A 22554-nucleotide genomic window follows, 5' to 3' on the forward strand; every position below is an offset into this window, starting at 1 on the left:
TTCTCCATTTTCAACGCGTGTTTGAAGCGTTCGATTCATTTATGACGCGAACGGCAAAATTGGTGTTTTCCCAATGACCGGCATCTGGCCAGTAGAAGGTGAAGACGACCGTTGTTTCCTCGGTCGCGTGGCCCAGCGGCAGGTCGACGTAGTAGGTTGACAGCCCTGACGGCGCCATCGGTGCATCTGAAACGGTCGCCCAGTTGTCTGTGCTCCAATGCACCAGAGCCTTGGCTTCCGTTTCGATCCTGAGCGTCTTCCCAAGCGGGATCGAAGACAGGCGGTTGTTGAAGCGCCAAATGCGCAGACCGGAACCGGTTTTGTTCTTGATGTAGCGTTCCACGCCTTGAGGCGGCATATCGAAAACTGTGCCATCTTTCAACGACCGCAGAAGCTTGATGTGTTCGGAGTGGGCCCAAACCAGAGGCATAGCGCTGCCGGAAGGGCGTCCCGGGAACAACTCCTTTTCTGGAAGATCGTGGCCATCCCATACCTGTTCCGGCAACAGGCCGCCTGAACCTGCCGATTTTTCGAGCGTTGCCAGCAAGGCTTCAGCCGCTTCGCGCCTGCCCGCCGCCAGTTCGTAATGGGCGCGTTCACCGGCCAGTAGAGGCCATGGCCGCCCTTGGCCCGTCCCATCGAAAGGCGCACCATCTTCATGCTCGCCGTACCCGTCGCCCGTATAACGATACCAAAGAGGGCCTTGTGGTAGCTCGGCGCGCAGGCTGTGATCGATCGCTTTGATGGTGTCGAGTATATGCGGATCATCGGGGGCGCGAAGGCCGAAGCGGACCAGTGCCAGCGCATCTGGGCTCAATACGTCGGCTGCCGGCAGCAGGGCCCGATCTGGCGTCTGGTTGCGGATTTCAATTTTGCCCGACGCGCTGACCTCATCGGTGACGCCAATCGGTGCGATGCGGACATAGTGACCGGAGATGCCGACGGATGCGCAGAAATTTTCATCACCGGCGAATGTCCATGTCTCGATCTGTTCGTTCCAGCAGTCTGCCGTTTCACGAAGATGGTTGGATGCCACATCATCTCCCTCGAGCGAAAGCAAATCTGCCGCCGCCAACAACGCGGAGATTTCAACCGCCAGCGTGAACGGGCTGTAGCCCGCATCCTCTTCCCAGCGGTCCTCGCATGTCGCGGGGCCGTTGGTGATGATGTAATTTGCAGCGCTGCGTAGCATCGGCATGAAGCGTTTCAACGCCTTGGCATCGAGGTGTCCGGAACGGTGCAGCATATCTGTGAGCAGGATCGGAAAGGCACACTCATCCATCTGAATCCCTGGCCAATAGGGTTTCCCGTCAAGCCACAGGTTTTGTGGCCAGCGACCCGAAGGCTGCTGCACGAGACGAAGATAATCGAGGATGGCGATTGCTTCGTGCGCGTCACCTGCGGCGAGAAAACCACCGGCCGTCTCCACCAGATCGCGAGGCCAGACGAGGTGATATCCGCCTAGATCGTCATCGCCCTTCGAAAAGCCCCACGGAATCGAGAGGCTGGCAACGACCGCACCTGGGCGGTCGGCCGCTCTATGGGAGGCCAGAACCGCCGTGGACACACGGTAGGTATTCACGCCGTTTCGGTCTTTTCGATCAAGCGGCAAAAGCTTTTCCTGCCATGCCTGCCAGTTGGCGACATAGTGTTGCCTTGCCCCTTCAAAGCCGTTCTTCAGGCTTTCCGCTGCCGCTGCTGCGGCTTCGAATTCGGTCTGCCCGAAGCCGATGGCAAGGGTTGCCTCCTGGCGATCGCTGGTGAAATCCAGTTCTCCAGCAAGCGCGACGTTGCCGTCATCGGCACGCTGATACTGTTGTACAAGTCGCCCGTGCTCTTTCAACTGCCGCCAACCGTCCGATACACCGACAAAGCCGGCGCTCGTTGCGCGCCATGGGATGTCGCAAATCAGCGCGAGGTAACGAGAGCGGCCTGTGGCAAAAAGCACGGGCCTATCTTCGAACTCACCGATCCAAGCCGAATTCAACTGTCCAGCATTGACCAGATGCGGGGCGAGCAGTGCCGTAACCGTGTAGTCGGCTATATCGCCTTTCAGAGCGGTGAAGCGAATATGTTGCAGGACGCTGGCACGGCCAGGATCCGAGACGATCTGTTTCTCGATGATGTAAGACCCGTCACGCGCCGTGTTGGTTATCGAAAAGGCTGGAATTCCCGGAGCCGACGTTTTTGTCTGCGTCACACAATCGCGCTTTTCCTCGGAGAAATAACCGTCTTGACCGGTAACGACAAAGCCGAAGTCACGCGTACAGGCGCTATCGACACGCGGATAGTAGATCTCGTTAAGCACGCCGTGGCTCAGGGTGAACCATACTCTCGAATGCTTGGAAAGCGCAGTGCCGATTCCGTTTTTCGCGCTCGACGTCCAGCGCGCATCTATTCCGGGAGCACCGGGAGCGGTGTCCAACATGATCTGTCGATGTGCGGATATTACGGAAGAAGAGGCGTTCTGGTGAAAATCTGCCATTGCAATGCTGCCTTGATGTGCGGCGAAATGAAGACTGTTTTATCTGGCGCTCGAAAGGTGGGGTTGGTCCAGTCCTGTTAATATTTGTATTCCAACACCTCTAAGGTATTGCGAGCAAATTACGTTTTTGTAATTGTTGAAGAAGCTTGATGCATTCTCCATCCGTCTTTGGACCGTCGGTTTCACGTCTTCTTCAAATCCATTGCAACAACGAGATTTTCTCTGTTCGGTTGCATGGAGGAGATCTCGCCTATGAAGAGGCGCTGTGCGACAGAGGAAGCCGTATGATCGCCTGGAATCCATCTTGGCTATTTTTGAGCGCGATGCTCCCGCCATAGAGTTCGGTCAGTTCCTTTGCGATCCCGAGTCCGAAGCCACTACCATTCACGCTTTCGTCCAAGCGCATCCCCGGCTGAAAAGCTTGCTTGATCCTGTCGTCAGATATGCCAGGACCGTCATCGCCAATGACGATGTCGACGAAGCCCGCCTTCTGTATCGATGACAGGGTAACTATGGATGATGCCCACTTGAATGCATTGTCCAGGATATTGCCGAGAATCTCGTCCACGTCCTCGGGATCGCAGCGAACAGCCAGCCGATCTTCGACGTCGCACCGCACCGAAACGCTTTTGTCTCGGTAGATGTTCGACAAAACGAGAACGAGGTCGTTGATACGTGGGCGAAGAGGCACGTTTCGTTGCGCCACTTGCCCAATCGCCGATTTGCGCGCGTCGGCAAGGTGATGGCGGATACGGCGATCGATGCGCTGGACCAGATCCCTCAAACTTCCGTTCGGATCGTTATCGTCGTTCAGGCCAAGCGTCAGGCTGGCGACCGGCGTCTTTAGTCCGTGCGCCATATTGGCAAAATGGACACGCGTATCCTCAAGTCTGCGTTCGTTCAACGCGATGAGCCGGTTGATTTCCGAGCTGACCGGTTTCAGTTCCTCGACATCGGCAGCCGGAAGCGCTGCACGATTTCCGGCGGATATCTCTGCGACGTCTGCGGTTAGTCGCTTCAGTGGCTTAAGGCCAAACCTGACTTGCAAATAGGTTCCGATTAGAAGCGTGAGGCCCAGAAGCGCCATGGCCGGGACCAGCCACATGAGCGAACGAAATGCCGGATCCGTCAAGGCCGATCGTGGAGCCGATGCCGTGATCTCAACCTGTTTGTCGCCGATTGCGGCAAGCAATGTGCGCGTATACAGGTCGCGTCCGTTCTCATCTTCGAGCTCGCCCGGCCTGGGTCTCGGCGATGCAAGATCCCGCCAGTCTGCGGTACGCCTACCGGGTTTAAGATTGTGGTGGTCCAACGAGAGTGATGAGAGTGTCGACGCCCCGGAATTGATCTGCCAGTACCATCCGGAGCCGGGCCGATCGAAGGGCGGCCCCTCCAGTTCAGATGCCAGTCCAATCTGTCCGGTTCGGTCGAGGACCAGCGCGCTGCGCAGACCTTCGATCTGAGTGTCCAGCCGCTGGTCGATTTGTTCGCGCACGACGCCTGCGACGATAAACCAGAGGATCACTGCCGCGACGAAAATGGCGCCCGCCACGAACGCTGCGGAAAAGGCTGTAAGGCGGCCGGCAATCGAGGTTGGGCGAATTGGAAATCTCATGACGATGAGGCCGTCATCATGTAGCCCCTGCCGCGCACCGTCTCGATAAAATCCGCACCGATCTTCCGACGCAGCCTGGCGATTATGACCTCGATCGAGTTCGAATCCACCTCGGCATCACCATCATAGACGCGTTCCATCAGCTCGCTTCGGTCCACCACGATTTCCTTACGCAAGATAAGGCAGGAGAGCACACGCCATTCCAGCGCGGTCAACTTCAGGGGAACGCCATCTTTTTCGAATGTGCCAAGCTGCGCGTTGAAGGTGATCGAACCACAGGTGACTGTGGCGCTGGCATGGTTGTTGGCGCGTCGCACCAGCGCGCGAAGCCGCAGCACAAGTTCCTCAACCTTGAAAGGTTTGGTGAGAAAGTCGTCGGCTCCTGCCTTGAAGCTTGCGACCTTGTCCGGCCACCCATCTCTCGCAGTCAGGACAAGAACAGGTAACGTTCGTCCGGCGTCACGCCAGGAGGCAAGAACTGCCACACCGTCGATCTTCGGAAGACCGAGATCAAGGACCGCGACATCGAAGGCTTCTGTCAGGCCCGCATGCTGTCCGTCTTCCCCGTTTCGAGCGACATCGACGACAAAGTGCTCTGCTCTCAGACTGCTGGCAATCCGGTTCGCAAGATCGGCATCGTCTTCAACGAGAAGGACACGCATGGGGGATGTCTACTCCGTGGGCTCGGGCTATTTACGGGTCTGACGCTTAACTCAAGCTGAACCGGTTGGTTCAGGGTGGTGGTGGCGGCGCTTTGGTAGAAAGGGGCATTCCACTCAAAAAGGAGACCAGAAATGTCTGTTACACCTGAAACCGAAAACAAGCATCACGATGAACTCAGCCATGCCCACCCGCATCCGAAAAAGCGTTCTGCAGCTGCTTTTACCATTGGCGCCATAGCAATCTTGGCCGTGGGCGTTGCTGGAGGTGCTGCTGCCATGAAGCTGACGCGACCGGCGGGAGAGCTTGCGCCCATTGCACCCGTTGCCATATCCGCCATGCCGGACGACAGCCTCACCAGCGTCAAGGGCAAAGTGGTGGAAATATTCGGCAACAAATTCATCATTCAGGATGATAGTGGGCGTGCGCTGGTGGAAACCGGGCCGGAAGGACGCAGCGGCGCGATCGTCAACAAGGATGAAGTCGTAACGGTTCAGGGCCGCTTCGACGACGGCTTTCTGCATGGAAGCTACATCGTCCATGAGGACGGCAAGACCGATCAACTAGGCCCGGCCGGTAAGCCGCCACGCGGACCAGAAGGTGGCCCTCGCGGACCGGAAGGCGGACCGCGCAGGCCATAAAGCGTTAAATAACGCTGATGGTTTCAAGATCACAGCAGGTTTGACAAAGGTCGCCCAAGATATTGGGCGGCCTTTTTTGCGATGGCTGGGCTGACTGTGGCAAGACGCGTCATCGTCTCGGCACAGCACCAGCAGTGGGTCAGCGTTTCACTAGGCCGTTTTCAGCAACAAGACGCCCTTCCTTGAAAACTTTGTGGCGTGTCGGAAAGGCAATTACGGCCTCGGGAACGTGCTCAGCCGCCAGGGATACGAAATCGGCCTTCGCGCCGATCTCGATGCCGTAACCTTCGAGCCTCAGGGCTTTTGCGCCCGCAGCCGTGACGACGTCGAAAGCTGCGCAGAGCTCGTCGTCGGTATAGAAGCCCGATCTGTAGCCGATGATCTCGGCGCGATGCAGCATGTCGCCATCGCCATAGGGCCACCAGGAATCGCGGATATTATCGCTGCCGCTGAAGACGGTCACGCCTTCGCGGCGGAGCAACGCGACCGGCGGAAAATTATGGTTGCCGGGCGCATTGGTCATGATCGAAACGCCGCTTTTGGCGATCCTGGCTGCGATCTTCTTGGCTGCATCCGGCGCAAGGTCTCCAAGACCGTAGGCATGGCTGACGGCGACATGTCCCTGCATGCCAAGCGCAACAGTCCGGTCGCAAATCTCTTCAATGGTGAAAGCGCCCATCGAGCCCGCATCATGCAAATGGATATCGATATCGACGCCATGCTTTTCGGCAACGCCGAAGACCACATCGAGGTGACCGTTGACGTCGCGATCGAAGCTTGCCGGATCGAGACCGCCGACGAGGCCCGCGCCAAGCCCGATGGCGGCGTCGAGAAGCTCGGGCGTTCCCGGACTTTTCAGGATGCCGCTTTGTGGAAAGGCCACCAGTTGGATATCGATCATATCCCGATATTCCTCACGGACAGCCAGGATAGTCTCCAAAGATGTCAGTCCGACAGAGCCATCGACCATCACATGGCTGCGCATCTGTGTCGTGCCTTTGGAAATGCACAAGTCCAGCTGATTGCGCGCGCGCTCGGCCATCGGCTCGGCCTTCGCCATGTTCTCGGCCTGGAATGCGACGCGCTCATGGACATCGAAGCCGTTGGTGCAGGGGCGATGCGGCACCCATTTGCCGCCATAAAAGCTGGTGTCGAGATGGATATGCCCTTCAACGAAGCCCGGCAGTATCAGATCGCCGGAAAGGTCGATGGTCGTTGCCGAAGACGCTGCTTCTCCGGCCGTGTCGATGGCCGTGATCCGGCCATTTTCCACATGAATGTCGCGCAGCGATCCATCCGCCAGCTTGGCATTGGTGAAAACAGTTTTGGTCATCGGGGTTTCCTTTCCATATATTTTATCATCCGGCATCAGCGCTTTCGCAGACGCATCACGACGTTCGTTTATTGTGGGGCCAGATGGCAGGCGACCTTGCCGCCGCCCTCTCGTGTTCGAACCTCTGGCGCAACCTGGCTGCAAAGTTCGGTTGCGATGGGGCAGCGCGGATGGAAGGCGCAGCCCTTCGGCGGATCGAGCGGGCTTGGTGGTTCGCCGCCCATCAGCGCACGGTCACGATTGGGGGCTGCGACATCGGGGATCGTTTGCAGCAGAAGCCGTGTGTAAGGGTGTTGCGGATTGGCGAAGAGCGCCTCGGTTTCCGCTTCCTCGACAATCCGGCCGAGATACATGACCGCGATGCGATCGGCCATATGTCGGACGACCGCGAGATTGTGGCTGATGAAGAGGTAGGTCAGGCCAAGCTCATCCTGCAACCTGCGCATCAGATTGAGGATTTGCGCCTGAACAGAGACATCGAGGGCCGAGGTCGGTTCGTCGCAGACGAGGAATTCCGGCTCGCTCGCAAGAGCTCTGGCAATCGAGATGCGCTGCCGCTGCCCTCCGGAAAACTCATGCGGAAACCGCCCGGCATCGTCCGGGGAAAGGCCGACGGTGCGGAGCAACTCCGCCACGCGCGCATCGATTGCGTCTTTGCCTTGCCGCAGGCCAAAGACCTGGATTGGCTCGGCGATGATATCGCCAACCCTCCAGCGCGGGTTGAGGCTGGCATGCGGATCCTGAAAGATCATCTGGGCTTCAAGCGGCTTGCCCCGGTTGGCACCTTTTTCGGCAGGCGCGAAGACGATGGCGCCCTCGCTCGGATCATAGAGACCTGTCACCAGCCGGGCGACCGTGGATTTACCGCAGCCCGATTCTCCGACGAGCGCGAGGCACTTGCCCTTCTGCACCGTGAATGTCACGTCCTGGACGGCACGCAGATAACGCTTCGGCTTGCGGTCGATGACGCGGTTGAGCCAGGGAGCGGAGACATCGAAGACCCGCGTCAGCTGATCCACTTCCAGCGCATTGTCAGAGCTTCTCATGCGACACCTCCATCGTGAACGAGGCAGGCGACGCTGCCATGATCATTGCGCACCAGCGCGGGTTTCGTCTGCCGGCAGCGGGGGCCGACATCCGGACAGCGGGGATTGAATGCGCAGCCCTGCGGAATGGCGTTTAGCCTTGGCATGGCGCCATCGATCTGAACCAGTCGCTCGACGCGAGCGCCGAGTGCGGGAATGGAACCCATCAAGCCGCGCGTGTAAGGGTGCTTCGGGTTGCGCAGCACCTCGTCGACCGGGCCGACCTCGATCACCCGGCCGGCATACATGACGGCGACGCGATCGGCGGTTTCGGCAATCACGCCCATATCATGGGTGACGAGCATGACGCCTGCGCCCTTTTCGCGGCAGAGCTTGCGCAGCAGCGTGGTGATCTGCGCCTGAATAGAGACATCAAGCGCGGTGGTCGGCTCGTCGGCGATGATCAGTTGCGGATCGCCCGCTAGCGCGAGAGCGATGACGACGCGCTGCCGCATGCCGCCGGAAAACTGGTGCGGATAATGGTCGATGCGCTCATCCGCTCCGGGTATGCCGACCTGTTTCAACAGGCCGATGGCGTGGGTGCGTGCTTCGGCACGGCTGCGATCCGAGTGCAGGCGGATCGTTTCAGCCAATTGCTGCCCAACCGAAAAGAGCGGATTGAGCGAGGTGAGCGGATCTTGAAAGATCGCGCCGACCATGCGGCCACGAACCGTGCTCATCTCCAGCTCGCTGAGATTATCGGTCCGCGTGCCGCCGATGCGGATTTCGCCGGCGGAGATCCGGCCTGGCGGTTCGAGCAGGCCAAGCACCGCCATTCCCGTCATCGACTTGCCCGCGCCGGACTCGCCGACGACACCCAGAATTTCGCCGCGCTCGACGGTGAGAGACACATCGGAGAGGGCGGTCAGGATGCCTTTGCGGGTGGGGAACTCGACGGATAGGCCTTTGACTTCGAGGGCCGGGATTGCTGCCGATGTCTGGTTGGCGGAGGTCATCGCGACACCTCGCTGGAGTGATGCGTGAGCGGATAGCTTGGCGGAAAAATTTCCTCGACCGGCGGATGCTGGAACGTTCGGTCCGGGTATTTGGCGACGAGACCGTCGAACTGGCGCTGTGCCTGGCCTCTGGCGGCGGTGAGGTCGATGCCCGCGACCTCTCCGTCGCGCATCGAAATACGGCCATCGACAATCGTGGCGCGGGTGACGCGACCGGTTGCGCCATAGACGAGGGTCTGGATGGGGTCGATCCGTGGCGCGATCATGCTGTCGGCCATGTCGAAGACTGCGATATCGGCCTTTGCGCCGGACGCGATACGCCCTAAATCCTGGCGTTTCAGCGCATCGGCACCGGCAATCGTCGCGGCATCGTAGAAATCGGCAGACGATCCGGCGTCACCACGGCCTTCGGCCAGCCGGTTCATCATCAGGCCGACCGACATGTTGAGAACCATGTCCGCAGGGGCAGTGTCCGTCCCCATGCCGATGCGGATGCCCATTGCCTTCAGGCGGGAGAAGCATTTGAGTGCCGATCCGTGGCGAGCGGAAACGAGCGGGCAGTGGGCGACGGTCACGCCATGGGAGGCGTAGCGCGCAAGGTCGTCCTCCGTCGCGACGGTCGCATGCGGGGCGATCAGGCGGGGGGATAGTACGCCAAGCCGATCCAGCCATTCCGGTGCCGTCACGCCATGCAGGCGGCGCATGGTCTGCAGTTCCATCTCGCCCTGTGCCATGTGCAGGCGAACGGGCATGTCCATATCATCGGCATGGGCGAAGGTACGGCGAAGCAGCGTTTCCGTGCAGGTCTCGACGCGGTCCGGAGCGAACATGCCGGATATCAGGCCGTTGGCGCTGCCGTGAACGCGCTTGGCAAAGGCTGCGGCCTCGGCCAATTCCGACAAGCCGCGCTCTTCATCGAAGACCGGCTTCATCGCACCGCGCTCATCGAGAATGACGCCACCACTGCGATAGGCAGGACCGAGCCAGACGCGGATGCCGAGCTCTTCGGCAGCCACCGCTGCCGCTTCGAATTCCGCCACCGTCTCGCCCCAGGTGCGATAGAAGAGCGAGGCGATTGGCAGTGCCGAGGTGATGCCGTTCAGGAGAAGCTGCGCAAAGGCGTAGCGTTTCTGGAAGGCGAGTTCGTCCTGGCTGTACATCTCGTAGGCGCGGGGTGCGTAGTCCGCGGCCCAGACGCGGCCCTTCTTCCAGCCAGGCTGGTTGTCCATGGCAAGCACGGTCGTATCGAGATCGGAGAGCGCGTCCAGATCGACAAAGCCTGGACCGATCAGGGCGTCGCCCATGTCGTAGCGGGCGGAAACCTCGCCTTCGAAATCGCGACCGACCCAGAGGATTTTGTCGTTTTCGATGACGACTTCGCCATCGGGAACGAGGCGTCGCCCTTCCGGCAGATCGGCGACGACGAAGCGGGCTTTAAGCGCCCAGCGACCCGGCGGTCTCTTGCCGAGCGGAAGCATCGACCGGGATGAAGGCGCGGTCATGGGCGTTCCTTCAGACTCTTGCCATCACGCGCAACGACATTGCCCGCGGTGACCACGAGCTTGCGGGGTTGATGCGTGACAATGGCCTCGCCGACGGTTTCCCCTTCGACGATGACGACATCGCCACGCCCGCCGATTTCGAGAGAATGCGCCTCGCGATCCATGGATTTCGCACCGCCCGTGGTGCAGACATCCAGCGCCCAAAGCAGTTCGTCATCGCGGCGAAGATTGTTTTTCATGCCAAGCAGCATGCTCCGCTCCAGCATGTCGCCATTACCATAGGGTCCCCAGGTATCGCGAAAGCCATCGACGCCCGCACCGAAGCGCACACCGGCGGTGCGCAGACGGCGCAGAGACGGCACTTCACGAGACGGTGGGGCGGTGGTGAGGATCGGCACGTCGAGTTCGGCGCAGGTGTCGATCAGCGCCTGCGTCATGTTCCAGTCGGGATGGCCGAGGCAAAAGGCGTGGCTGACGGCGACCTTGCCTTGCATGCCGAGCGCACGGGTGCGCTCGAAGATCAACTCCATGGAAAAGGCACCGAGCTCGCCGCTCTCGTGCAGATGGATATCGATGCCCTTGCCGTGTTTCTCGGCAATGGCGAAAATCGTGTCGAGATGTGCTTTCGGATCACGATCCATGCCGCAGGGGTCCAGACCGCCAACAAGATCGGCGCCCATCGCCATGCCGGCATCGAGCAGTTCCGCCGTTCCGGGGCGGCGCATCAGGCCCGATTGCGGAAAGGCGACGATCTCGATTTCGACGATGCCATCCAGCTGGCGGCGGGTCTCCATCACGCCTTCCAGCGCGATCAGCCCCTGGTCTGTGTCTATGTCGACATGGGTGCGGATCAGGGTCGTGCCATAGCCGACCGATTGCAGCGCCTGGCGCATCGATTGGGTATGGGCGTCCAACCCATAGTCGCGTTTCACTTTGCGCTCATTATCGATCTTGTCGATCAGGCGCGGTCCAACTTCGTTGACATACCAGGGGTAGCCCAGCAGCGATTTGTCGAGATGGGTGTGGGCATCGACAAGCCCCGGAATGGCGATACGTCCGCCGGCATCCTCGACGGTTAAGTCTGTGGCTGCGAGATCCTGACCGATGTCGGCAATCCGGCCGTCACGGATCAGAATATCGGCGGTCGCGCCACCCGTCGGTCTTGTGTTCTTGATCAAAAGGTCGCTCATGGACATTGTCTCCGGAGGGTTTCAGCGCAGTTTGGGATTGAGGGCGTCGCGCAGCCAGTCGCCGAGCACATTAATCGAGACGACGAGCAGGCAGAGTTGCAGGCCCGGAAAGAGCACGATCCACCAGAGGCCAGAGAAGAGGTACTGGTTGCCGATGCGGATCAGCGTGCCGAGCGATGGTTGCTCGGGCGGCATGCCGACGCCAAGAAAAGAAAGCGTCGCCTCGATGAGAATGCCGAGACCGAAATTCAGCGTTGCGGTGACGAGGAGCGGCGTGGTGGTGTTGGGAAGAATATGTTTCAGCATGACCTTCCATTTCGAAAGGCGGATCAGCCGGGCGGCCTGAACATATTCCTTGTTGCGCTCCACCATGGTCTGAGCGCGGACAGTGCGGGCATATTGCACCCAGGCCGATAGCGAGATGGCAAGGACGATAACGCCGGAAGCTCCCGCTTCCCGAAGCGACGGCGGCAGTGCCTGTCTCGCCAGTGCCGATACGAGGATGGCGATCAGCATGGTCGGCATGGAGAGAAGAACATCGCCCGTGCGCATCAACAGGCCATCAGCCCATTTGCCATGGTAACCGGCGACCAAGCCAAGCATCGTGCCGATGATTAGCGATACGAAAACCGAGCTTACGCCGATGATGATCGAGGCACGTGAGCCATAGAGGATGGCTGAGAGCACATCGCGGCCCTGAACGTCGGTCCCGAGAATGAAGGGCCACTGGCCTTCCGGCATCCAGATCGGTGGGATTTCAGCGTTCAGAAGATCGAGGGACGCGAGATCGTAGGGGTTCTGCGCGGTGATGAGCGGCGAGAAGAAGGCCGAGCCGATCAAGATCAGAAGCAGTATGGCTGCGGCAATGGCCGAAGGGTGGTGCCTGAAGCTCCACCAGAGATCCGATTGCAGGATCTTCGACAGTCGGGAGGCCCGAGGTGCTTGTGAGGTCTGTTCGATAGCGGTCATGACAGTCTCCTATTCACGCTGCACGCAGCCGCGGGTCGATGACGGCGTAAGCGATGTCGACCAGGGTGTTCAGCGTGACGAAGATGAAGGATACGATGCAGAGATAGGCGGCCATGACAGGGATATCGACAAAGGTCACGGCCTGCATGAAGAGCATGCCCATTCCCGGCCACTGGAAAACCGTTTCGGTCACCAGTGCGAAGGCGATGAGATTGCCGACCTGCATGGCGGTGAGTGTCACGACAGGCATGAGACAGTTCTTCAGCGCGTGGCGAAACCACAGAGCGCGTCTTTTGACGCCGCGTGCGCGGGCGAATTTGATGAAATCGGTTCTGAGCGTCTCCAGCATTTCGGCGCGCACCAGCCGCATCACCAGCGTGATCTGGAAGAGCGACAGCGACAGCGCCGGCAAGACGATGGCCGCACGGCCGGATGGAGTGAGAAGCCCGGTGGACCACCAGCCGATGCGAACGACCTCGCCGCGCCCGTAGCCCGGCAGCCAACCGAGTGTGACGGAAAAGGTGAGGATCAGCAGGATGCCGACGAGGAAGCTCGGGAGGGAGACGCCGACAATGGAGGAAAACTGCAAGGTCTCCGCCCACCAGCGTCCACGCCCGATTGCGGTGAAGACGCCGAGCGGTATGCCGATGGCAAGCGACAGGATGGTAGCGATGATCACCAGTTCGAAGGTCGCCGGAAACCGCTCCGCAATCAGCGTCAGGACGGATTGCTGATTGCGCCAGGACAATCCGAATTCGCCCTGTGCGGCATTGGTGACGAACCGGGCATATTGAACGAGGAAGCCGTCGTTCAGCCCAAGGCGTGCGCGCAATTCGTCGCGTTCGACCTGGGTGGCGCTTTCATTGACCATGATCTCCACCGGATCGCCGAGGAAACGGAAGATCAGGAAGGCGAAGAAGGCAACCGTGAGCATCACGAGAACGGCGTTGCCGATCCGCTTGATGAGGAAGGCGAGCATGACACCCTGTCCTTTGTCCGAAAAAGAGAAGTCGACCCTCGCAGCACTTTTGTGCAGCGAGGGTCATCCGCTGTTACATTTTCACCAGCCAAAGGCGTGGAAGGTTGTCGGAAAAGAGCGGGAAATCCTTGACTTTCGCGCTGGTGGCCCAGGCAAGCGGCTGCTGGTGCAGCGGGATCATCAGCGCGTGTTCCTTGGCGATCTTCAGGGCATCTGCCGAAAGCGCCAGACGCTTGGTCCGGTCGAGCTCTACCGCCGAGGCTTCCGTAACCCTGTCAAATTCCTTGTCGGACCACCCACCCCAGTTGAAGATGCCAAAGGACCCTTCCTTGGTGTGAAGAACCTGTGAGGTCAGGCTGTAGGTATCGAGCATCGGCAGAGTTGCCCAGCCGAGTGTATAGACATCGACCTTTCCTCCCGACCGCTTCGGTGTCTGCACGGCGCGAGGCCCCTGGTCGATCTTTGGCTTGAGGCCAATGCGCGACCACATGGAGGCGACCGCCTGGCAGACCTGCTCTTCATTCACCAGAGTGTCGGAGCAGTTGAAGTCGAACTCGAAGCCTTCAGCGCCTGCTTCCTTAAGGAGGGACTTGGCCTTCTCCGGATCGGCCTTGACCGGCGTATCGAGAGCGGCGTCGTAACCGGGAATCTGTGGAGCGACCAGCGTGCCGGCATTGCGGGACTTGCCGCGCATGACGCGCTTCTGAAGAAGGTCCAGATCGATTGCGAGCTGCATGGCCTGGCGGACACGCAGATCTTTCATCGGGTTCGGTGCGCCGGAAAGCAGCGTGTCACGCTGGCTGAAGCCGATCATGACGGTGCGTAGATCGGTGCCTTCCAGAAGCTTCACCTGAGAGGCGGCTGCTTCCAGGCGCGGCAAATCCTGAACCGGGGCCTGGTCGGTGAAGTCGATATCGCCGGAGAGAAGCGCGGCAACGCGGGTAGCACTGGAGGCAATCGGTGTCAGTTCGATGCGATCGATATTGTGTTGAGGCTTGTCCCACCAGCCATCATATTTGACGAATACCGTCTTGGCGTCAGGCTGACGGCTTTCGACCTTGAATGGACCGGTGCCATTTTCATTATAGGTCGCATAGCCTTCGGTGCCGGAGCCAACATCCGTCGGCGCTTCCGCCTTGTTGTCCTTCAGCCACTTGGCATTGAAGATATAGATGGTCGTCAGGTCGTTCAAAAGTAGCGGATAGTTCGCGGTGACATCGATTTCGATCGTGTGAGCGTCGATGACGCGCGAGCCCTTATAGGCCGGGATATTGCCACGCAGCGGTGACTTTGCATCGGTCGCGCGCAGGAGCGATGCCTGGACGTCGTCCGCAGTAAAGTCGGCACCATTGTGGAATTTCACGCCTTCGCGGAGCTTGAAACGCCATGTCGTAGGCGAAATGATTTCGTAGGATGTGGCGAGCGCCGGCTCGAGCTTCAGATTGCGGTCATAGCGCATCAGGCCTTCATAGGCGTGGTTGAGGACGCCAAGCGCAAAGCTGTCGCCATAAGAATAAGGATCGAGCGAGCTGATATCACGCGAAGCACCCCACTTCAGGGTGTTTGCCATGGCTGGCACGGCGAGAGTTAAAAGTGCCAGGCTCGTGCTCAGTAGTATGCGTTTGCTCAACATTGTGGTCCCCTTTTATTGGATACATTCTGCATTCAAATGCGCAATGAACTGCATGCAATTTGTGTTGCGGTAACCGTGATACACTCGGTTTCGCTTGTCTATAGCGCCATTCTATGTGGCTTGGGCTAGAAGCTAGGAGAACTCGTATGCAATTTCAAGCCAAAAATTGTATGCAATAAAATAAGCTAGATTAGATACAAAATTTGTGCGATACACGCGTCAAGTGTATACGAACGAGATTTGATGCGATGTCCACCAATCTGACCAGAAGCGACGCGATATACGCCTCGCTGCGTCGCGCCATCCTTGAACAGGCGCTGAAGCCCGGTACAAAGCTCCCAGAAGATTCGATCGGCGATACGTTTGGCGTCAGTCGGACAAGTGCTCGCAATGCCTTGGTGCGGCTTTCATCCGACGGTCTTGTGGAGATCAAGCCGAATCGTGGTGCTGCCGTTGCTATGCCGACACTCGAAGAGGCCGTAGAGGTCTTCGCGCTTCGCCGCTGCCTGGAGCGGGAGGTGATCGACCGACTGTGCAAGCGCATGCCAAAGGACGGTATCGATGCTCTGGTCAGTCATGTGCGGGAAGAGGAGCGCGCTTTGCGCGCATCGTCGCCGCGTTCCATCCGCCTTGCTGGCGAGTTTCACATCCTGCTGGCGGAGCTGACAGGCTCCAAACTGCTGATAGAATTCATCATCCAGGTCGTCTCACGGTCGTCGCTGATCCTCGCGCGCTTTGGCAGGCCGCATTCGGCAGAATGCGGTATCGATGAGCATATTCAATTGATCGAGGCATTGAAAAAGCTCGATGTCGAGGCGGCGACCCACATCATGGATCACCATCTGCATGCGGTTGAAGAACGCGCCAAGGCAGATGACGAGGATGACGGTCCGGACATCGGCGAAATCCTCAGCCGTTACATTTCGGCCTCCGAGTAGGCGATCAGATGGCGGCTTATGATTTCCATTCGCGTGAGGCCGCTCATACGGCCAAATCCCGCCAAGGCATGGTCACGACGCCCCATCGCGCAGCAAGCGAAGCCGGTGCAAAGGTACTGAAACGCGGCGGCACGGCAATAGAGGCCGTTATCGCAGCAGGCGCAGCGCTCACGGTTCTTTATCCCCATTTTTGCGGGCTCGGCGGAGATGCGATCTGGATCGTCGCAGATACCGAAGGCCGCCGTCAGGCGATCATGGGTATCGGACAGGCTGCCGAAAGCCTGCCAAAGCTCGATGCGATCCCGACGAGAGGTCCTCTCTCGGCACTCACCACGGCCGCACTCGTCGATAGTTGGGGCGAGGCGTTGAATTATTCCTGCATCCATTGGCAAGGTCGCGAAAGCTTCTCCAGCCTACTGGGCGATGCGATAGAATTTGCAAGCGGCGGCTTTCCTGTCAGCCAATCCCAGGCGCACTGGCACGCGTTTCGCGAAGGCGAGATCGAGGCATGGCCCGGGGTATCAAGCGTCTTCGTCAAGAGAGGTATTCAGCGTCAACCGCAATTAGCCGGTGTGCTGAAAGAGATTGCCCTTCACGGGCATCGTGCATTTTACGAGGGTGATCTTGCTCAACGGATGGCGGCAGGTCTTGAGGCGGCTGGCAGCCCGATCCGCAAACGCGACCTGGAGAGGACGCATGCCGGAATGGCTGAGCCCTTGTCGCTCATCTACCGCGATGTCGAACTTCTGGCGCCGCCGCCGCCCAGCCAAGGCGTCTCGACGCTTTCGATCATGGGCATCCTTTCCAATTTCGCGATGCAGGATGTCAGTCCGAATTCCCCTGATTTTTACCATCTTTGTGCTGAGGCGATAAAACAGGCCTTTCTGGAGCGTAGCGGCATCGCCGATCCCGATCATGTCGTTCAGGATTGTGCAGCCTGGCTGGCGAAAGATTTTCTGGCCGCAAAGGCGGAAAAGATCGATCGAAATGTCGCCTTGCCTTGGCCTCAACCATTCCGTCATGGCGATACCGTATTTCTGGCCGCGACCGATGCGAAAGGCCGGTCCGCCAGCGTGTTGCAAAGCACCTATTATGACTGGGGCAGCGGCGTTCTGCTGGAAGACACAGGCATCCTGTGGCAAAATCGCGGCGCTGCCTTCAGTGCCGATCCGGCCAGTATCAATGCGATCGCGCCTGGCAAGCGTCCCTTTTACACGCTCAATCCCGGCATTGCGTTGCGTGAGGGAAAGCCGGCCATTCTTTATGGCACGCAAGGTGCCGACGGTCAGCCGCAAACACTGACCCTTCTTCTGAGCCGATTGATCGACCACGGCTTCAGTCCTTTTGAAGCGCTTTCCGCTCCACGCTTTCTTTTGGGTCGTACCTTCTCGGATAGTCGCGACAATCTCAAGATCGAACAATCTGCTGGTGTCGAGGTCCTCGATACTCTCGGTTCTTACGGCCACGGGGTCGTTGCCATTCCAGAACTCAGTGCTCTGGCCGGGCAGGCCGGTATCATCAGCATTGGCCGTGATGGCGTGATCGAAGGTGCGCACGACCCTCGCAGTGACGGTTGTGCTGTGGGAGTATGAGGTAAACATGCGAGCCGATTTTCTTCTTCGAAACCTTCGCATCGCAGCCCGGCCCGATGTGGTGGATATCGCAATCCGCGATGGGCTGATTGTCGATATCGGCTCCGGTATTCGATGTGAGGCTGTGGAAGAAGAAGACTTTAACGGCAGGTTCGCCTTTCCTGGCTTTGCCGACAGTCATGTTCATTTGGACAAGGCCTGTATTCTGGAGCGGTGCTCAATCTGCGAAGGCACGCTTGAAGAAGCTGTTCGCGAAGCGGCAAAGGCCAAGTCAAATTTTTCCGAAGCGGACGTCTATCAGCGGGCAAGCGCCGTCGTGCGCCAAGCCATCATGCATGGCACGACGCGCATGCGAACTTTCGTCGAGATCGATCCGCGCGCAGGCATGCGCTCATTCGAAGCGATCAAGCGGGTGCGCGCGCTATTTTCCTTCGCGATCGATATCCAGATCTGCGCTTTCGTTCAGGAGGGACTGACGCAGGAGCCAGAAACGGAAGAGATGCTCGACGAGGCCTTGAGCGCCGGTGCGGACTTGATCGGCGGATGCCCCTATACCGATCCTCGTCCTGAGGAGCATGTGCGTCGTATTTTCGCTCTGGCGAGGAAGCATGATGTCGACGTCGATTTCCATTTGGACTTCAGTCTCAACCCTGCCAGAACCGATCTGCCGGCAGTTATCGAAGCGACCAAGGCGAATGCCTATGGGGGCAGGGTCACGATTGGCCATGTAACGAACCTATCCGCTCTGAGTCTGGAGGATCGTTCTCGGATCGGGCGTAAGATAGCCGAGGCTGGTATTGCTCTGGTCGTTCTGCCGGCCACCGATCTCTTTCTTATGGGGCGCAGTCATACCGCTAATATTCCCCGCGGCATCGCCCCCGCCCATCTTCTATCCACGGATGGCGTTCTGACGGCCATTGCCACCAACAATGTGCTCAATCCGTTTACTCCTTTCGGAGATGCGTCATTGATGCGGATGGCAAATCTTTACGCAAATGTTGCGCAGCTTTCGCGTGATAGCGACATTGATCATGTGTTTGCGATGGTCGGCGAGCGAGCCGCTGCCATTATGGGCTCCGATCATCGACTTGATGTCGGAGCGCCAGCCGATATCGTTGTTCTCGACGCAACGGAGCCGCGTCATGCCATCCGCTCTTCAGCACCCTCGCTGGCAGGCTGGAAGAGGGGACGAAAAACATTTGTCCGTCCCTCCGCTCATATCATCGAGCCGATAGCATCCTCCTTGAAACCGCAATAGATTTTCAAACAAGTACGCTGTGTAACCTCTTCAAGGCGGATTGCGCTTCCTGCGTCCATCCAGACGCACGGCGCTTTAAGTGTCGACGGGAACGCTTTATAATTGCGGACGTCATTCTCTCGTGCCTTTCTAGTCTTCATAATTTCGAAATTTATCGGAGTACGAAATGATGGATCACCCCGCACGAGACGTCCCGAAATACAGCCTGGCGTCAAGGATGCTGCATTGGATCGTGGCAATCCTGGTTTTCCTGACATGGCCACTGGGCTTGATGCTCGATTTCGTCAAGGATGACGTGAAGCTCGACCTTTATCTGGTCCATGAAAGTCTTGGCTTTCTGATCCTTTGGATCATGCTGTTGAGAGTGGGCGTGCGTCTTTTTACACCTGCGCCTCGTAGCACCGCACCGGCTGTCGAGCGCATTGCTGCGCATATGGTCCACGGATTGCTCTACCTCTTCCTCATCATAATGCCGGTATCGGGTTTTCTGGCAACGAATGCTCACGGCTTTCCGCTGCAGTGGTTCGGTCTGCTGCCTATATGGAGCCCAATCGGCAAGTCGCCCGACATTGCTCCGACATTTTCGACGATCCATGAGTGGAGCGCGTGGATCATTTTGGCCTTGGTCGCGTTACATATGCTGGCTGTGATCTTTCACCACTTGATCCGCCGGGACGCCACGCTTTACCGCATTCTTTAAAGGGACGTCGATGCGCAACCTTCACATGACCGACAGGCTCTGGACGAAACTGCTTTCTATCCGCGACGGAAAGGACACGCTCCGCCGTAAGGAAGCCGACCCGGCGCTGATGCTCTATGGTCCAATTGCAGCAGGAAGGGACGGTTTCGTCATCGCGCAGGTCGGTCAGTCGCTCGATGGGCGCGTCGCAACGCCGACAGGTGATGCCCGCGACATTTCCGGACCCGATGGCTTGGCGCATCTGCATCGGTGCCGCGCGCTTGTTGATGCGGTCATCGTCGGGGTCGGCACGGTGCAGAACGACAATCCTCGGCTCTCGGTACGCGAAGTCAAGGGACCAAGTCCAACGCGTGTTATCATCGATTGCAAAGGCGAGCTGACGGGGAGGGAGGGACTGTTCAACGATGACGGTGCCCCGGTGATCGTCATTCAAGGACATGACGCCCCTGCCTCATCCTATCGTTCTGAGGTGGTGAAGCTGCAGCGCAGTGGCCGCGGTCTTGATCCGCGGGACATTCTTGATTGTCTTGCAGAGCGCGGTCTCAAGCGCATTCTTGTCGAAGGCGGCGCGCGCACAATCGCCCGCTTCATTGATGCGGGACTGGTCGACCGCCTGCATGTCGCGATTGCGCCACTGATCATTGGTTCGGGTCCGTGCGGTATTTCGCTTCCGCCAATCGCTCAGCTTTGCAACGCTCACCGCCCTCAGGCCGATATTTACGGCCTCGGGAGCGATGTGCTTTTCGACTGCTGCCTGAAGCCGCAGGCAGATTCAAGCGTTTGGAAGGGCCAGGAAATCCGTATGGCCGACGATGCACCGGCTTCCATCTACGCCAACGCGTGACAGTCGAAAGTCGAGCCATTGCTTGAATTCTGCGGGGTCGATGTTTCCGATCTCGCGGATGGGTGAGGCAAGACCCGCAAGAAACTCAATCTGAAGCGCATCGGATTCCGGTCCAAGTTCCCACGGGCTGGATGCCGTCTCGACGGAGAACCCTGCATGTTTGCACAAGCCCGACAGATGATCCGAGGCGTCCGGTCCCAGAGCAGGCCCGAAGCCCTTGTCCGTGCGCTGATGCGCGTTGAAATCGGCCGCGACGGCACTATCCAGAGGGTGCTTGATCGACCATTCCATGACGCCGTCGTAGTTGAGAGCCGCATAAAGCCCAATCTTTTTGCGTGCCAATCGCTCGACAAACCGGCGACAGAAATCCTCGGAACAAAGATCAAAGAGGGCAGAAGCGGTAACCACCGCGACATAGTCGAGCAAAGTCTCGTCCAGCGTGTTAAGATCGGCGCAATGAAACGAGACGTCGTCCCGCGATCCGATCTGGCGTTTCGCTTCGTCAAGCAACACAGTCTCATAATCGAGGAGCTTCCACTCCACATCGGTCATAAGCGGCGAGAGGGTCCGGAAAGTCGATCCGGTGCCGCAGCCTATATCCATGACGACACGCTGGGAGTGGGATCCTATGTACGCTTTCACTGTGTCAACAAGAGAGGATGATCGTGCCGCACGATCTGCCGGTTCCCGAAGGCGAAGCCATTCCTTGTCAAAGCCGCTCATGTCAAATCTTTCAATCTGTTGGAAATGATTGTGGACGTATCGGTCCAGCTCGGAAGTTTTTTACCCGCGGATGCTGCAGCCTCGGCCCGGCGCGCTCTTTCCTCGGGATCGGTCAATAGAGATGTGAGCGCAGACGCCAGAGCCCCGACGTCATCCACGGGCACCAGCAATCCGGCATCCGTGGGAACAACCTCCGGCACGGCGCCTGAATGACATGCTACGATTGGCAATCCGTAAGAGAGTGCTTCTGCAAACACCATGCCGTAGCCTTCATACCGGCTGGCAAGAGCGAAGATGTCGGCACTGGCATAGGCAGCCGAAAGATCCTCGCATTCGCCCGCAAGCTTAATGCGGTCGCTAAGGCCAAGAGCTCTCACCTGCTTCTCAAGAGCCAAGGCGACGGACGGGTCTAGATAGGGGCTGCCGATGATCGTGGCTTGCCATGAAAGATCGACGATCGTCGCGAGCGATGCAATCAGGACATCATGCCCTTTTCGTCTCGTCAGGGAACCGACGGAGAGGATCTGGGGGGTCTCGTTGGGTATCTTATTTCGCGGTGGTGGCTTTGCTGTGCCGGGTACGGCGACGCTAAGCTTGGATTCCGGCACACCAAAGTTCTCGGTCAATTCGCGCGCCGTCATTGGTGAGGTGACGACAACGTGCCGCGTTCTTGCAAGCGCGTTTGTTTCCGTACGGCGCAAGTGCATTTGATCGCTCTCGCTGACGCCAGTCTCGAGCGCCAAGGGATGATGAACGAGCGCCACGATCTTGAGACGCGTTTCCTCCCGCTTTGCCCACTCGTCCATGACGCCAAAAGCAAGCCCATCAATCATCACGAGCATGCCGTCGGGCAGCGCAGAAAGTCGCCTTTCAGCCTCTCTCAGAACGTTTGAAGACGGAGAGGGGAAACCCTCTCCGAGAGGAATTAGGTCGACAGCCCACCCCAACTGCTTGAGACCGGAAATGATTTCGCGATCGTAGCCGTAGCCCCCGGTTTTCAGCGCGAGATCACCGGGGTAGGCAAAGGCCAGCATTGATGTCAAAGGTCGGCCTCGTACCAGCCGCGCGCGGCATGCGATTCATGAAGCAGCACCCGGATGCGGCAGATCCGGTGGCTGCCCGGGCCAAGGCGCTTGGTGGCAACGGCTTCCGCCAATTGATCGAAAATGTGTTTTGCGATGACTTCAGTTGTGCTGACCTTACCTTTGAAGATGTCAAGCTCATCAAGGTTTTGGTAATTCAAGGGCTTCAGCGTTTCTGAGAGAACACTCGTCGCTGCGCCGATGTCCACTGCAAGACCGTCATCGTCCACGTCCTTTGTGAAAAATGCTGCATCCACGACGAAGGTGGCGCCATGCATGCCCTGTGCCGGTCCGAATACCGGACGCGGAAGGCTGTGGGCGATCATGATGTGGTCTCGAACTTCGACTGCGAACATGGTCTCTCTTTCG

Annotated in this window: 20 protein-coding genes; 6 read left to right on the forward strand and 14 right to left on the reverse strand. The window is 58.7% G+C overall.

The features are described from left to right. Positions 1 to 10: 10 nt before the first annotated feature. From QZ862_RS18650 to QZ862_RS18660, 3 genes are all read right to left on the reverse strand, one after another. Positions 11 to 2428 carry a glucan 1,4-alpha-glucosidase gene (locus tag QZ862_RS18650; RefSeq protein WP_296101439.1) on the reverse strand — a complete coding sequence of 806 codons (2418 nt, stop codon included), beginning with the start codon at positions 2426 to 2428 and terminating at the stop codon, positions 11 to 13. A gap of 307 nt (positions 2429 to 2735) precedes the next feature. After that, positions 2736 to 4100: a HAMP domain-containing sensor histidine kinase gene (locus tag QZ862_RS18655; protein WP_296101318.1), complete on the reverse strand. Its 1365-nt coding sequence runs from the start codon at positions 4098 to 4100 to the stop codon at positions 2736 to 2738. Further along, positions 4097 to 4762, reverse strand: coding sequence for a response regulator transcription factor (locus tag QZ862_RS18660; protein WP_296101319.1), 666 nt, complete (start codon positions 4760 to 4762; stop codon positions 4097 to 4099). Before QZ862_RS18660 ends, QZ862_RS18655 begins: the two co-directional genes overlap by 4 nt. Positions 4763 to 4894: 132 nt before the next feature. On the opposite strand from QZ862_RS18660, the gene QZ862_RS18665 reads away from it, so the two are divergent. Continuing rightward, complete coding sequence (locus QZ862_RS18665) at positions 4895 to 5401, forward strand: hypothetical protein (protein WP_296101320.1); 507 nt, start codon at positions 4895 to 4897, stop codon at positions 5399 to 5401. Positions 5402 to 5540: 139 nt separating this feature from the next. On the opposite strand, the gene QZ862_RS18670 is transcribed toward QZ862_RS18665, so the two are convergent. From QZ862_RS18670 to QZ862_RS18705, 8 genes are all read right to left on the reverse strand, one after another. Further along, positions 5541 to 6734, reverse strand: coding sequence for an amidohydrolase family protein (locus QZ862_RS18670; protein ID WP_296101321.1), 1194 nt, complete (start codon positions 6732 to 6734; stop codon positions 5541 to 5543). A gap of 68 nt (positions 6735 to 6802) precedes the next feature. Beyond that, positions 6803 to 7780: an ABC transporter ATP-binding protein gene (locus tag QZ862_RS18675; RefSeq protein ID WP_296101322.1), complete on the reverse strand. Its 978-nt coding sequence runs from the start codon at positions 7778 to 7780 to the stop codon at positions 6803 to 6805. Then, the gene (locus tag QZ862_RS18680; RefSeq protein WP_296101323.1) at positions 7777 to 8775 is read right to left on the reverse strand and encodes an ABC transporter ATP-binding protein; all 999 of its coding nucleotides are present in this window, start codon (positions 8773 to 8775) and stop codon (positions 7777 to 7779) included. The genes QZ862_RS18675 and QZ862_RS18680 overlap by 4 nt, the downstream gene beginning before the upstream one ends. Then, positions 8772 to 10277, reverse strand: coding sequence for an amidohydrolase family protein (locus tag QZ862_RS18685; protein WP_296101324.1), 1506 nt, complete (start codon positions 10275 to 10277; stop codon positions 8772 to 8774). The genes QZ862_RS18680 and QZ862_RS18685 overlap by 4 nt, the downstream gene beginning before the upstream one ends. Then, complete coding sequence (locus QZ862_RS18690) at positions 10274 to 11467, reverse strand: amidohydrolase family protein (protein WP_296101326.1); 1194 nt, start codon at positions 11465 to 11467, stop codon at positions 10274 to 10276. Before QZ862_RS18690 ends, QZ862_RS18685 begins: the two co-directional genes overlap by 4 nt. Before the next feature lie 21 nt (positions 11468 to 11488). Then, positions 11489 to 12436, reverse strand: a complete 948-nt coding sequence (locus QZ862_RS18695) for an ABC transporter permease (protein WP_296101327.1) — start codon at positions 12434 to 12436, stop codon at positions 11489 to 11491. A gap of 13 nt (positions 12437 to 12449) precedes the next feature. Then, the gene (locus tag QZ862_RS18700; protein ID WP_296038919.1) at positions 12450 to 13415 is read right to left on the reverse strand and encodes an ABC transporter permease; all 966 of its coding nucleotides are present in this window, start codon (positions 13413 to 13415) and stop codon (positions 12450 to 12452) included. A gap of 73 nt (positions 13416 to 13488) precedes the next feature. Then, positions 13489 to 15048, reverse strand: coding sequence for an ABC transporter substrate-binding protein (locus QZ862_RS18705; protein ID WP_296101328.1), 1560 nt, complete (start codon positions 15046 to 15048; stop codon positions 13489 to 13491). Between the two features lie 248 nt (positions 15049 to 15296). On the opposite strand from QZ862_RS18705, the gene QZ862_RS18710 reads away from it, so the two are divergent. From QZ862_RS18710 to QZ862_RS18730, 5 genes are all read left to right on the forward strand, one after another. Continuing rightward, positions 15297 to 15986 carry a GntR family transcriptional regulator gene (locus QZ862_RS18710; protein ID WP_296019772.1) on the forward strand — a complete coding sequence of 230 codons (690 nt, stop codon included), beginning with the start codon at positions 15297 to 15299 and terminating at the stop codon, positions 15984 to 15986. A gap of 68 nt (positions 15987 to 16054) precedes the next feature. After that, the gene (locus QZ862_RS18715) at positions 16055 to 17578 is read left to right on the forward strand and encodes a gamma-glutamyltransferase (protein WP_296101440.1); all 1524 of its coding nucleotides are present in this window, start codon (positions 16055 to 16057) and stop codon (positions 17576 to 17578) included. Positions 17579 to 17585: 7 nt separating this feature from the next. Next, positions 17586 to 18836 (forward strand): amidohydrolase family protein, encoded by a 1251-nt coding sequence (locus tag QZ862_RS18720; protein ID WP_296101442.1) that lies wholly within the window; start codon positions 17586 to 17588, stop codon positions 18834 to 18836. Positions 18837 to 19002: 166 nt separating this feature from the next. After that, a complete protein-coding gene (locus tag QZ862_RS18725) occupies positions 19003 to 19536 on the forward strand; it encodes a cytochrome b (RefSeq protein ID WP_296101329.1) in 534 nt (177 codons plus the stop codon). Between the two features lie 10 nt (positions 19537 to 19546). Beyond that, positions 19547 to 20380, forward strand: coding sequence for a RibD family protein (locus QZ862_RS18730; RefSeq protein WP_296101330.1), 834 nt, complete (start codon positions 19547 to 19549; stop codon positions 20378 to 20380). On the opposite strand, the gene QZ862_RS18735 is transcribed toward QZ862_RS18730, so the two are convergent. The 3 genes from QZ862_RS18735 to QZ862_RS18745 are packed head-to-tail and all read right to left on the reverse strand — an operon-like array spanning position 20309 to position 22541. Next, a complete protein-coding gene (locus QZ862_RS18735; RefSeq protein WP_296101331.1) occupies positions 20309 to 21103 on the reverse strand; it encodes a class I SAM-dependent methyltransferase in 795 nt (264 codons plus the stop codon). The two genes, QZ862_RS18730 and QZ862_RS18735, sit on opposite strands and share 72 nt — an antisense overlap. Then, complete coding sequence (locus QZ862_RS18740) at positions 21100 to 22137, reverse strand: glycosyltransferase family 4 protein (protein WP_363315951.1); 1038 nt, start codon at positions 22135 to 22137, stop codon at positions 21100 to 21102. The genes QZ862_RS18735 and QZ862_RS18740 overlap by 4 nt, the downstream gene beginning before the upstream one ends. A gap of 5 nt (positions 22138 to 22142) precedes the next feature. After that, the gene (locus QZ862_RS18745) at positions 22143 to 22541 is read right to left on the reverse strand and encodes a 6-carboxytetrahydropterin synthase (RefSeq protein ID WP_296019757.1); all 399 of its coding nucleotides are present in this window, start codon (positions 22539 to 22541) and stop codon (positions 22143 to 22145) included. Positions 22542 to 22554 lie beyond the last annotated feature (13 nt).

The organism is uncultured Agrobacterium sp., from assembly GCA_913777615.1.
Classification (GTDB): Bacteria; Pseudomonadota; Alphaproteobacteria; order Rhizobiales; family Rhizobiaceae; genus Agrobacterium.